Source organism: Nodosilinea sp. FACHB-141, assembly GCF_014696135.1.
In the GTDB taxonomy this organism is placed as follows: domain Bacteria; phylum Cyanobacteriota; class Cyanobacteriia; order Phormidesmidales; family Phormidesmidaceae; genus Nodosilinea.
In genome coordinates, this window is sequence record NZ_JACJPP010000025.1 from 58363 (window position 1) to 71214 (window position 12852).

Annotated in this window: 9 protein-coding genes and 1 tRNA gene; 6 read left to right on the forward strand and 4 right to left on the reverse strand. The window is 54.6% G+C overall.

The window, feature by feature from the left end:
- The first annotated feature begins 21 nt into the window (after positions 1-21).
- On the forward strand, positions 22-1146 hold the full coding sequence (locus tag H6F59_RS24410; RefSeq protein WP_199325957.1) for a helix-turn-helix transcriptional regulator: 1125 nt from the start codon (positions 22-24) through the stop codon (positions 1144-1146).
- A gap of 173 nt (positions 1147-1319) precedes the next feature.
- Here H6F59_RS24410 and mobF read toward each other — a convergent pair whose 3' ends face one another.
- Positions 1320-4661: a MobF family relaxase gene (mobF, locus tag H6F59_RS24415; RefSeq protein ID WP_190707078.1), complete on the reverse strand. Its 3342-nt coding sequence runs from the start codon at positions 4659-4661 to the stop codon at positions 1320-1322.
- Between the two features lie 325 nt (positions 4662-4986).
- Between mobF and H6F59_RS24420 the strand changes: the two genes are divergently transcribed.
- The 3 genes from H6F59_RS24420 to H6F59_RS24430 all read left to right on the forward strand — a co-directional run bounded on the left by H6F59_RS24420 (position 4987) and on the right by H6F59_RS24430 (position 7152).
- Complete coding sequence (locus H6F59_RS24420; RefSeq protein WP_190707082.1) at positions 4987-6111, forward strand: hypothetical protein; 1125 nt, start codon at positions 4987-4989, stop codon at positions 6109-6111.
- Positions 6108-6599, forward strand: a complete 492-nt coding sequence (locus H6F59_RS24425) for a hypothetical protein (RefSeq protein WP_190707085.1) — start codon at positions 6108-6110, stop codon at positions 6597-6599. Before H6F59_RS24420 ends, H6F59_RS24425 begins: the two co-directional genes overlap by 4 nt.
- A 289-nt stretch (positions 6600-6888) precedes the next feature.
- Positions 6889-7152 carry a hypothetical protein gene (locus H6F59_RS24430; protein WP_190707088.1) on the forward strand — a complete coding sequence of 88 codons (264 nt, stop codon included), beginning with the start codon at positions 6889-6891 and terminating at the stop codon, positions 7150-7152.
- A 72-nt stretch (positions 7153-7224) separates the two neighbouring features.
- On the opposite strand, the gene H6F59_RS24435 is transcribed toward H6F59_RS24430, so the two are convergent.
- The 3 genes from H6F59_RS24435 to H6F59_RS24445 all read right to left on the reverse strand — a co-directional run bounded on the left by H6F59_RS24435 (position 7225) and on the right by H6F59_RS24445 (position 9234).
- Positions 7225-8409 carry a site-specific integrase gene (locus H6F59_RS24435; protein ID WP_190707101.1) on the reverse strand — a complete coding sequence of 395 codons (1185 nt, stop codon included), beginning with the start codon at positions 8407-8409 and terminating at the stop codon, positions 7225-7227.
- A 217-nt stretch (positions 8410-8626) separates the two neighbouring features.
- Positions 8627-8699: transfer RNA gene (locus H6F59_RS24440), tRNA-Phe, on the reverse strand.
- A gap of 85 nt (positions 8700-8784) precedes the next feature.
- Positions 8785-9234 (reverse strand): PPC domain-containing protein, encoded by a 450-nt coding sequence (locus tag H6F59_RS24445; protein ID WP_190707105.1) that lies wholly within the window; start codon positions 9232-9234, stop codon positions 8785-8787.
- A gap of 260 nt (positions 9235-9494) precedes the next feature.
- Between H6F59_RS24445 and H6F59_RS24450 the strand changes: the two genes are divergently transcribed.
- Together H6F59_RS24450 and H6F59_RS24455 are read left to right on the forward strand one after the other, a co-directional pair.
- Entirely contained in the window at positions 9495-11492 is a 1998-nt protein-coding gene (locus H6F59_RS24450) for an FAD-dependent oxidoreductase (RefSeq protein WP_242021666.1), read from the forward strand.
- Positions 11493-11606: 114 nt separating this feature from the next.
- Positions 11607-12752: an esterase-like activity of phytase family protein gene (locus H6F59_RS24455; RefSeq protein ID WP_190707108.1), complete on the forward strand. Its 1146-nt coding sequence runs from the start codon at positions 11607-11609 to the stop codon at positions 12750-12752.
- Positions 12753-12852 lie beyond the last annotated feature (100 nt).

A 12852-nucleotide genomic window follows, 5' to 3' on the forward strand; every position in this document is an offset into this window, starting at 1 on the left:
CCCTGATTCCATCTCCGCGATATGGCACTTCTAAGCAATGAAGACGTTCGGAGTATTCTTCAATTTCTGCAAGAAATTTTAATTCCTTGTACTGCAGAGACCTTGCCTGAACAGATTTTTTCGGCACTGCCTAAAGTAGTCGCGTCCGAACTTACAGGGTTGTCCTTGACCGACTTCCAGACTGGCACTCTTGTTAAGAGTTGGAATTCACACCCTGGCACTCTAGATAAGCAGATTGGGGTGGCAAATCAGCACTTTATTGAACATCCTTTTGCTCAGTATTATTTCCAGACGCGAGATAGCAAAACACATACTATTTCAGACTTCATGACTCAAGATGAGCTTCATCGTTTGGAGGGTCTCTATCATCAGTACCTGCAACCTGTCGGAGCGGAAGACCAGATGGTCACTATCCTTCCAACCGCTCCTCCTGATTCTGGTAATTCAAGAGTGAAAAACCAGGGAGAAGCTATTGTGCTTGCGTTACATCGGCCTCAGCGAAATTTCACCGAGCGCGATCGCACTGTCCTCAACCTACTGCGTCCTCACATCGCTCAAGCCTTTCAAAACGCTCAAATCCTGACCCAGTCGCAGCAATCCCTAGCTCAGCTCAACCATGTAATCGACCAGTTAGGGACAATTTCTGTCGCAGCGAACGGTCAAGTTCGTCATATGAGTCAACGGGCCTGGAAGCTTTTGGTGCAATACTTTCAGTCAATATCTCTGCAAAGCCAATCTCTCCCAGATAATTTGCAGCGTTGGTTCAACCATCAAATCACTCTCATCACTGAGGGTAGGAATTTATCAACCTCTTGCCGTCCTCTCATTGTGGAACGAGAGGGATGGCAGTTGGTTGTTCGGCTAATTGTTAATGAGCCAGAAGAGCAATATTTACTCTTGCTTGAAGAGGAAGCGCTAGTTCCTCTATCAGCTGCGTCATTGGAGTTAGTTGGTCTGACCAAGCGTGAAGCGGAGGTTTTGTTTTGGGTTACTCAAGACAAAAGTGATGCAGAAATTGCAAAAACTTTGGGCCTCAGTATCGGGACAGTGAAAAAGCATCTAGAGCACGTTTATCAAAAGTTTGATGTGCATACTCGTACAGCAGCGGTCATGTATGCCTTAAAGAGCCTAGGCCTGCTTAGATGAGGGATGCCAGCAGAACTAAAAGCATGCTCCTCGGTGGTAGAAGTATGTCAGGAACTCAACCACCGAGGGGCATGCTGCTGATTGAAACCCTCAATCTGACCCTTCTATACGTTTGACGTGTCCCAACTGTCCAACAAGGTCTGATCTGTTCACTTAAAGACTCTGTAGCTGCCTCAGTCACCCATTTCCAGCCCATGGCTGTAGTGATTTTCAACTTTAGATACAGTGTGATGCAGGCTAGCAATGGCAACTATGTGCTGGGCGAAGGCGATCGCCTCTTTTCTCCCTTGCTTTTCATAGATCAACCTCACCGTCTCACTCCCCGCCACCAGCATCAGCCCTACCTCCTTAGCCGAGCACCTATCCCGCAACGCCCGCTGCGCCACCCGCAACTCCAAACTCGCTGACGGCAAACCCGCTGAGTATGTCTCCCAAAGCGCCAGAAGCTGCTCCCTCGTGTTTACCACCTTTGGATTAGGGGCACCTAGCTTTTGCTGCTCTCGTCTAATAGGTTTTCCAACCGCTCTAGCGACGCGATCAACTGCTGCTGCAAGGCCAGTTCGGTCTTGAGCTGCCCGTTCCAACTGCTCAAAGCCGCAATTAACTGCCTCAACTGCTCCTGCAAGGTCGCCTGTGCATCGGAGGAGGTCTCGTCGCTCACGATAAGCTGCAATTGCGCGACCAAGAGCCCCAAGCTCTGGTTCCAGTGCTGGGGCCACATCGCCAAATCCTCGCCCAAGGCCTGGACGTGGTCTTCGAGGTGCAGCACCCGTTGTGTATTCACGCAGATCTCGGCTCGCAGCGGCTCTAAGCTGCTCTGCAAAACGGTTTCCAATGCGCTCTCCCATTGCTCTAGCGTCAAAGCTGACGATGGGTTCTGGCTTCCGTTCTTCCCGTTGCTCATGCTGTCCATAGGTCATTACCTGTTGAGTTAATGGCACGTAGTCACTGACGTTCTCCTTGGCTCGCGATACCTGGGCTAGTCGCACCAAATCGGTCTGGCTGGTGGTGTACAACTTCACTGCCCTCTTGGCTCTAGAAATCGCGACATAAAAGGCTTCTCGATGGGTGGTCTCTCCAAGCAGCGCTAGCACCCGCTCAGCTGTCTTGCCCTGGCTGCTGTAGGTGGTGCTTACCCAGGCGTAGTCCACATACTGATTTCCGCTGAGATCAATAGTTGAGGTTTTGCCTTCCCCATCCCGAACCGTCGCCTTCCCATCTGCTTCTAGCCCCGTCACCACAAACCCCTGCCCATTGCGGATTTCGGCTTTGGAGTTATTGCGTGTCCACCTGAGGCGATCGCCCACCGCCACCGGGATCGATTGCGTCGTGTACATTGTCTTACGAGGGCACGCTGCCGGATTGACCGACAGTACTGACCCACTCGGAGTCTCCAACACCACCTGCTGAGCCTCGGAATTCACCGCGATCACTCGGTACTGCTCGCATCTAATCAACCCCTGTTTCCGGTAATCCTGAATCGGCACCAACACATCGCCCACGGCATAGGCTTTCAGGTAGCTGGCCTGGGCCGTAGTCAAATCTTTCCGTCGCAAGCTCTGCATTACGAAGCTATCTGCGCCCAAAACCCCCTCATCCTGTAACCCCGATCGCATCGTCTGGGTTAGAGCCAACCGCTCCGCATTAGTTCCCGCTAGCACCAGCGTGGACTCTCGCTCTGCTGCCGTTAGTGCCAAATAGTCTATTGCTACCTGCTGAATCCGTTCCTGAGTTTGAGATCCTTCCTTCACACACCTGGCCTGCGCCAGCAGCTCAATCCCCTCAGAAACCTGTCCCTGAGCCACCAACTCCACAGCCGATCGCAGCACCCCATTCTGCTGTCGCCGATGGGTCTCCAGGTAAGCGGTAGTCATTCCACCCGCCTGCAAACTTTTGAAGGGATTGCCCGCTTCTACTGCCGAAAGTTGCCGGGTATCGCCTATCAGCAACACCCTGGCCTGCTCCAGTGCTGCCCGCCGCAAAAGGGCATGGGTATCCTTCATGCTTAACAGCCCCGCCTCGTCCACAATCCAGACCGTCGGCTGAGGCGGTTTATCTAATGGCTGCGACACCAGCAGCCCAGCCACAGTGATAGTTTCAATCCCTAGCGATTCCCCCAAGACATGGGCCGCTTCAGCACTGGGGGCAAAGCCTCGGATTACGTAACCTTGCGCTTGAGCCAGATCCTTCAAAACGCTTAGAGCATAGGTCTTGCCCGCTCCGGCTACCCCTTGCCACGCCATCACCGCATCCGGTGTAGTTGCCGCCATTTCCACAGCGTTTTGCTGCTCGGAGTTCAGGGAATGGCTTACCAGACTGTCCAACTGGATGCCGTTGGGGACAATTGCGCCCACCTGTCCTCGCCCTTGCTGCATCAGACGAATGGTGTTGAGTTCCAGATTGAGGGCGGTTTGGGTAGTTAACTTGCCGTCGGCGACTCGGATGAGTTCAGGACTTTCGGCAATGCCTTGCTGGATCGACTCAAACCCCTGCACCCCCAATTCATGCTCAAAGACAAAGCGCTCCAGCGCCGTCCTCCGAAACACCGACTCCCGTTCCCCACAGTGCTGAATAGCTGCGTCAATGATCGATGTGGCCGATGAAGATGATTTAGCTAAGGGGGCGACGCCTTCGGGCAACTCCGGCATTTCTAGCCCCTTCAACTGAATCAGCGCATTCCACCCTCGCTGCAATAGCCCCTCGTCCACCTCCTTGGGTTTCCGCTTCCGCGATACCAGGGTCGCCGTTTCCCGCATTGCCCGGTTGTTTTCAGACCCCGTCGCCTCCCATTCCTCGATCAGCTTCAGAATCTGCTGCCGCCGGGTCGAGAACGCCTTTAACAACTCTGGCGAATATCCCGCCAATTCAAACTGCCCGTGGGCCTTCGGCTCAATCTGGTATCCCTGCTGCTTCAACGCGACGGCCAACTCGTTCTGGTAGATCTGGCCCAGGAGTTTTTGATTGGCGATGGCCGCCTCATTGCTCAAACTAAACCACCGGCCATCGTCCAACTGCGTCGCATTCATCACTACACAATGGCTGTGGAGCTGCGGCTCCGCCTCCCGACTGGTGGAATGGGTAAACACCGCTGCCGCGACATTGCCTGTCGTTACCTTCGTCCTCCCAGCCTCGGTTGAAATTCTGGTCTGGGCATAGCGCTCTTCCAACACCGACAGCGCCTTGGCCACCGCCTGATGATGGGCTTCCAACACCCGCTCATCTTGCTGCACTAACGCCGCAATGCTGACGCTCTTTGGCGCACTGAAAGTAAAGTCGGTCGCGGCTCGCCGCTTTTCTGGGTCAACCACCTTGCCTGTTAGCGATCGCCCACCAGGAGCCTGCCCGGAAAGCATCTGGCTGAACTCTTGCTGATTGACGACCCCAGCCAACCCCAACGACGCAGCCCCTTTGCCCATCCACTTCGTCGGGTGAGCCGCTTCCTCGGCAGAGTAATAGTCCTCATGGGTGTAATAGGTCTCCGCCTGGGCAGCAGAGAGGTTGCTTGTGGAAAGCATGGAGAGCACAGGTTAAAAACACGACACCACCCTGGAGCGAAAGCGGCAGCGTCTTCAAAAACGGTAGAAACCCTGAGGGGAGGGCCGTTGCCCGGTTTTTGCCAAAACCTTGGCGTACTGTGTGGCCTCTCCGCGAAGCCCCCGATAGGGGCGCAGCATCCTGATACACCAAATTATATTCCAATTAATCAGCATTTATAGCATAGGTCTCGAAAGGTCACGTTGCTTCGGCACTTTTGAAATGCTTTTCACAAAGTTTCACAAAGTTGCACGGATTTGGCGGAGACAATGCTGATAAATGAATCAGTGATTAGGAGATGTTCCTATGAATTCTCATGCTCCGACGCTTTTATTAGCCTGCGACTTGGGTAAGTCGGGCGGCAAGTTCTTCTACAAGCTGCTCCACGGCCAGACCCATGCCCTTTGGATGGAGGCGGAAGTGGCTCAACGCGAAGCTGCTGGGGTCGAATCGATTAGCTCTGGGGGCCGTCCGCAAGATTGTGCCTGGTACCGCAATAGTGAGGTGTTGACGTTTGTGGGCAAAGCAGCCCAGCGATTTGTGGACTACAACAGCTTCAAGGAGGACAAAAGCCTGAAGGCTCCCGAACGAATTGTGGGGGCACTGGGGGCGATCGCTAAAACCGAGGGGTTGCCCAATCGCTTTGATGCCGTGGTCTGGGTGCTGCTGCCGATTAATGAATTGGCCACCCGTCAGCAGATCTCATCTCGATTGATGGCTCTGGGGCAAGGCTTTCGGTTCCAAGACGAGGTGGAGTACCGAGTCAATCTAACGCTCAGCTTCCGGCCTGAGGGCTATGGTATCTACGTCCAGCGCAAAGCTCAGCTTCAGCAGGCAGGGATATCTATCGCCCAGCGCACCACCTGGATTGAGATGCTGGGCCACCGTAACGGCACCCAACTCGCCTTCGAGACCGGCACCTTAAACACGGCCAAATCGACCTCCAAGTTTCCGGGCTTCTGGGATTCGTTCGAGAAAGCCGCCAATGCGGCGGGGGTGTCGGTGACGGAATACGACGTGTTGCTAAGAGCGCTTGAGACGAGGCAGGCCCAGCAATATTCGGTGGCCAAGGGAATCTCGGTCGATTTCTCGGCGGCGATCGATCAGGTAGAAGCGGCTTATCTGGCCAGCTTGGAATCCCACTTCACCGATTACCTGCTGCCGAGCTTGGCGACGGAAAAGGGGGATGTGGTGTTAGCAGGCGGGGCCGCTTACCTGATGCGGGAACCGTTGCGGCAGTTCTTTGAGGAGCGCGGGTTTGCACTGCGTTTGTCGTTCGCCTGGGAACACCAGGAGGCGTTGTCCCAACTGGTCAAGGATCAGCTACCGGAAGCGGTGGAACTACCCTCGCTGCCGATGCGGATGACCGATGGCTTTGGCCTGTTCCAGGCGCTGCTTGGCGATGTCAATCGACTGCGGGTGGGGGTATGAGCCAAAACGGTCACCCGCATCCGGAGCGGGTCAAGTTCATCTACAATGCTCAGTTTCCGGCAGCGACGGCGGTGGTGCTGAATTACCTGTTGAACAATCCGCATTTCACTGGTCGCCAGGGCCGACAGCAGGGGATGGATGCCATGATGGCGTTCTATCGCCCCCTAGCGGAAGAGTTCCACAGCGAGCTATCAGTTTCAGAGATTCAAGACATGGCGCGGCACTGTGTAGAGCGCTTAGCCAAGCAGATTGACGACCTGTGCGATCGCTACCACATTGCCAATCCCGTCATATCTTATAGCGTTGCTCCAACTCCGTTGAGCAGCACCGCTCGCTTGGAAACAATCTTAGAGGAGTTGGTGGTAGCAGTGAGGGGAGGAGGGGTGACCTCGCCCAAATCCCCTGCACCAGCACAGATGGATATTGAGCAGGGGGTAGCAATGGATGGCGATGAGCTAGGCGACCTCGGAGACATCCTCAACAATTAACGTCAAGCTAATCCGGGTTAGTGGCTGGATACTGATTCTACATTTCTATTCCACCTCTATCGCTACTGTTAAACGATAGAGGTTAATTTCCATGCCAGAATTAGCAATGCTGAGACAATATTAAGTATCGCAAATTAATCAGCATAATATCAGCTAATGCATTGCTGACCCCCCTAAAATGGCAACATCAGGACGGTGCAACCTGGAATAACACCATAGGTTGCACTACAACGCTCTACCAACTCTGCTTTGGACTTTGTCCCTGTTGTTAACCCAGGAGTTGGGTGCCATGCTTCTTTTTGTCAGTAAACGAAAAGCCTCTGAATGTCTCAACCTTAGTGACTCAACTCTGAAAAAGTATCGCCTTCAGGGCGACTGGATTGAGGGCATTCACTGGGTGAGAATCAACAGTCGCTGTGTGCGCTACAACTTGGCGTTGATTCAAGACTGGCTGCACAATCGAGGTAACCCAAATGCTCACTTGCGGGCGATCGAGCTTTACCAGGAGGGCTTACTAAGCCATCAGACCCGCAAAAAGCAAACTAGGAGTTAAGAGAGGTAGTTGTGTTCTGAGAATTCCTGGACAAATTTTGTGTATTGCAATGGTCGACCCTCAAGGTCATGTTTACGACAAATCAGGGGGTCTTAGATTTGTAAAGTTAGTTGCTCCATAGTGCTTGTCAATCATCTTGGCACTAGTTCCTGTCCAGCGACCAATTGCCGTACTGTTGATGTGGGCTTCTACGCACAGGCTGATGAAGGTGTGGCGGCACTGATAACTCTTGCGATAAGGAATATCACAGGCTTTAAGGACGGCTCGCCAAGCACGGGTAGAAAAGTTGTGCTGGTCGATGAACTTCCCCTTGGGACTAGGGAATAAAAAGGCATCGCTCTCGCCCTTCTCCGGCCTGATGGCGTCGAGAATGGCCTTGACCTCTGGAGTAATCGGAAAGTCTCGCTTCCGCTGAGTCTTGAGCCCCTCCTTTAGGGTCAAGCCATCTTCGGAGACCACCACCGACTGCCTGAACTTGATAACCGATGGAGTAACGTACTTCCATTGGAGAGCAATGACTTCGGAAGGACGGGCTCCAGTGGCAAAGAGGAAGCGCACGTAGGAGGCGTAGTGGCTGTAGTAGCGATCGGCCTCAAACCCCGCAATGATCCTGTCTCGCTCCTCTTTGGTAAAAGGATTCACGTCCTCATCTTCAGACAGCCCCTTGGGAGCCTTAATTTTCATTGTCAGAAAGGGATTGCCCTCAATCAAGCCTTCCTCCTCTGCCCAGCTACAGCAGGCTTTAAGCTGGGTCAGGCAACGCTTGGCTGCATCGGGTGTCAGATGGGCTAGCAGGTAGTCACGAATCAGAATAGCCTCGTCTAGAGATCGGCTGGGGAAACGGCTAATGTGATTTTTCTGTTTGGTAAAGTCCTTGGCGTAGGTGCTGGGGCTGATCTGGGGTTTCTTGAATTGGGCGTACTTCTCCCAAATCTCATCCAGCCCCATCTCAGGGGCTACGGGTGGATTGGGGGAAATGGGGGAAACCGTGGAGAGAGATCCAACGGTCTGGTACTTCTGTAGGCTGAGATCCACTTCCCCATAGTCAATATCTCGCTGAATTGCCCTGACTGTATCGCCTACTCGCTGGCGGTTTAGGGGCGTGTCTTCAAACCCTGTGGAGATGTAGAACCGCTTACGCTGTACCTCTCCATCTACTTCGACGGGGTAAGAAAAGACGATTTGCAGCCGTCCTTTAGTGTTTTTGAACTGGACTGAGCCTTTTTTGGCTTTGCTTCTTAGGGTTACCGAATACATGGCAGCATCGGGGAATAAAGAGCATTCGTACTACTCCCCTTTTCGGGGACTGTGGCTATCGTCCGGATATTCCCCAAAAAATTCCCCCAATTTTCCCCCAATCCGTCCCCCGAACTCGCCTAAAGATGTCCAAAAATGGACAACGCGAAAATCAAAAGCTCCAAAGCAAAAGCCCCGAATGGCTTAGATTCAGGGCTTTTCGCTTGATTTAGTTGAATGCCAGGAGGCGGGCTTGAACCGCCGACACGAGGATTTTCAGTCCTCTGCTCTACCAACTGAGCTATCCCGGCTAGGGGCGCAAAATTCAGCGCTCAATTAAGATAGCAAGCTGATGTCACCCCTGACAAGGCTATTGGGAAAAAATCCTGCCCTTCTCTACTGAACCTCTCGCAGGCGGGCCACCTTGAGGTAAAAATTACCGGCACCTTGTCCAGCGTAGGCACTTACCCGAACCGTGTAGGTGCCTGACTCACCAATGCGGGCGAACAGTAAAGAATTAGTGGTGCCGTCCGGGCCGTCATCGTTTTCGCCCACGGTGACACCGTCTTTGTTCATCAAAATGACTAGGGTGTCAAACTCTTCAGAGGTGACATCGACCGCCACTTGGTCTCCCGCCTCTAGATTGACCGTATAGTCGCGGGCAAACCCACCGGTACCGGTAGGGATGTCGCTATTGCTCAGAGCATCGTTAACTTCTCGAGATGCCGGTAGCGAAATAGGAGAATAAACAGTTGTCTGCGCCTTAGCTGGCAGCGAAGTCAGCGCCAAGGTAGTCAATGCCAAAGGAAGCAGCAGGTCGCGCTGTAGCCGAAGGTGAAATTGCATAGATTGTGAAAGATTAATAGAGACAAATTTGCCCAAAGGCACGAGATCGTGCTCATTATGGCCTAAATTTTGGTGTTGCTTCGAGAACTAAAAGAGTCTACATATAGTCGGCCTTCAGGCGCTGAGGGTGTCTCACCGTCAAACACTCTGTAGATCTTACGGGTTTAAGGCTTGGCAAGCTGAAGTTTTGGTTGCGTCGTTTCTCAGTTTCGTTGCTACACTCACAGACGACCAATGCCCTAGGTATGCCGCCCTTGTCCATGCTAGAGCGCCCTCGCCATCGTTCAGTGTCATCAAAGCTCCATCCCAAGCGCAAGCGGCGGCGATCCCGCAGACCTCGGTTGATGATGATGGCCCTGATCAGCAGCACCCTGTTGCTGGTTGCTTTTCGTGGTGCCAGCGAATACTGGCGTCAGCCTCTCGAATTTAGCCAGCGGCCAGTGGGGCAGATTGTTAACCGAGCTGAAGTTGCCACCGGCATTCGCCAAATTCAAACTGCCAACGGGCGGCCTACCCTCAACCCGCTACCACTGGCCGAAGAGGTTTGGACCTGCGAGGTTGTCGTGATTGGCGGCACCCTCGGCGGAGTTGCCGCTGCATCCCAGGCGATGAAAACCGGCGTCACTACCTGCCTGATTGAGCTAACTCCGTGGCTAGGAGGGCAGATCAGCTCCCAGGGAGTATCGGCGATCGACGAGTCGCGGGCCATGCGGTGGCGACGCAACTTTTCCCCCAGTTGGGAAGCGTTTAAGGACCTGATTAAGCGGCAGCCCGTATACCTACCTCCCTGGACAGGACTGCCTGCTCAGCTACCGGTAGAGCGAACCAATAGCTGCTGGGTGGGTGAATTGTGCTTCACTCCCCGGGCCGGAGCTACAGCGGCAGAAATGTGGATGCGAGATGCCGCTCAAAATGCCCCCGAGAGCCGTTGGGCCACCTCTACCGCCTTTAAAGGTGCCGCCTTTGATGCCTCTGGTCGCTACGTGACGGCGGTATATGGAGTGCGGCGCGTTCCTCTCGATCCGGGCTATGTGCCGACGGGGCGGCTCTCCCAGGAGCTAGAGCGGTGGTACGCCTGGTCAGATGATGAGGCCTACAACAAAATTCCCATTCGCCTACAGCCGCCGCCGAACCGCTCCATGATCGTGATCGACGCGACGGATACTGGCGAGCTGGTGGGCTGGGCTAACCTGCCCCACCGCCTGGGCTCGGATGGCCAGGGCTTTACCGGCGAAGTCAACGCGCCGCCGCAGGATAATCCCGACTGTACCCAGGCTTACACCTATCCCTTTGTGTTGGCTACCCTCGACGACAGAAATGAGAGCCTCAAGGAGCTGCAAAAACTAGAGCCTGCTCTATCTAAAGCCGATCACCGCAAAGAATTTAGTCTGGAAGGGTTTCCATTCTTCGACTTTGGCAGTGTGTTTAACTATCGTCGCATTGTCAGCCAGCGGGCGGGAGACTCAAACGTCAATCGCACTCAGCCCGGCGAAATTACTTTAATTAACTGGAATAAGGGCAACGACTGGCACTTTATGGACCCGCCTTTGGTATTTACCGAAGAGGATATTCGCCTGTCGGGGCAGCGCCAAGACTGGCTCGGCGGACTCTCGACCGAATCACTTAACTACGGTGAAGTTCACGCGCTCCAGTTTGCCGAGTGGCTGCTCGAAAATGAGAGCACTAACAAGCTGTCGCTGACGTTTCTGCGGGGGGGTGATTCACCCTTGGGCACTCAGTCTGGCCTTAGCATAGTGCCCTATATTCGCGAGGGCCGCCGCATTTTGGGCCGCCCTGCCTACGGTCAAGACAGCTTTATGGCGGTAGAGGCCGACTTGCGAGAAGACATGACTGGGGGGCGCGATTTTAGAGCCACTGCCGTGGCTCTAGCCCACTACGATATTGATATCCACGGCTGCCGCTACCGATCCTGGCGACCTTCCTATGAGGCAGCCGGGGCCAGCATTAAAGAATTTGTGGTGCGACCGCTGCAAGTTCCCCTAGAGGCACTGGTACCCCAGGGCGTCGACAACGTGCTGATTGGCGGTAAGAGTGTGGCTGCTAGCCACATCGTCAACGGCGTGACGCGGGTGCACTACGGCGAGTGGAGCATTGGCGGAGCGGCGGGGGCGACGGCTGGTTGGCTGCTGCGCTACGCTAAGCCCAGCGACCTGACCCCAGCCCAGGTAGTGGTGACCGGGCAAATGCCTGCTTTGCAACAGTTTTTGATCGAGCAGGGGCTGAAATTTACCTGGTAATTAGCTAAACTCTGCCGTCCACGAGCTGGCAAAACCGTAGCTCAGTGAACACAGTATCCTAGAGGGTGCTGAGCAATGGGTGAGGGGGTATCGATGGCAGAGTGGATGGTCCAGATGCTACGACGAATTGGGCTGCGGGGAGCGATCGCCCTCCTCTTAGTGCTGGCGCTAACCAGCTGTGCCATACCCCAGATTAAGGCTGAAGACCGGCTGTTTTTGCCTCTCACCGTTGAACTGCTAGATGTATATACCCTGCCGCCCCAGGAGTTTGAAGGCACCACGGTGGGTGGGCTGTCGGCCCTGGCCTACGATCGCCCCCGCGATCGGCTCTATGTTCTCTCCGATGACCGGGGTCGGTTTGGCCCCGCCCGCTTTTATACCTTCGCCATTACCCTAAAGCGCAGCGGCCCGCCCAAGTTTGACACCGTCTCCCTCGAAGCCTTTACCCCCCTGCTCGATGCTGAGGGCAACTCCTATCCTCAAGGCAGCCTCGACCCCGAAGGCATTGCCCTATCGCCCCGCGACACACTGTTCATTGCCAGCGAGGGGGATGTGCAGCAGAGCGTGCCACCCTTCATCGCCGAGTTTGACCGCGAGACGGGCCAGGCGATCGCTACCCTACTACTGCCCAAGCGATACCTGCCAGATGACCCCGACAGCCCCAGCCAGGGAGTGCAAAACAACCTCAGCTTAGAGGCCCTCACCGTCACCGGGTCGCCCAGTGGGGCCGGTATGACTGAGCCCTTTCGTCTTTTCGCCGCTACTGAGTCAGCTTTGGTGCAAGACTACAACAACGACCCCAGTCAGCCCCTCAATAGCCGCTTTCTGCATTACTTGATTGGCGACGACCAAAATACCCTGATCGCTGAGCATCGTTATCCGCTCGATTTAGAACCCTCTGGCGCGGTGGTGAATGGCCTTACCGATTTGCTGTCAATCGACCCAGCTGGGCACTTTCTTGCCTTAGAGCGGGCTGCGGGCCTGCGCGGGCTGCAGGTGAAGCTGTACCAACTGGCCACTGGCGGCGCCACCGATACGTCGACCATACCCAGCCTAAGCGGGGATGTATCGGGCAGTTCGCCCATTCGCAAGCAGCTGGTGCTCGATTTTGCCGAAACTCCCCTGGCGGTGGATAACCTAGAAGGTATGACCCTAGGCCCACGCCTGCCCGACGGTAGCCAGAGCCTGCTGATGGTCAGCGACAACAATTTTGAGGGCGATCGCGCTACCCAGCTGCTGCTGCTACGTTTGCAGATGTAGCTTCTATCACGCAAAAACAGGTGGGCCAATAACTTAGGCCCACCTGCTTAAAGAATGTTGCGATACTGCTTCCAGGACGGTCATAGAGACGCTGCTATAA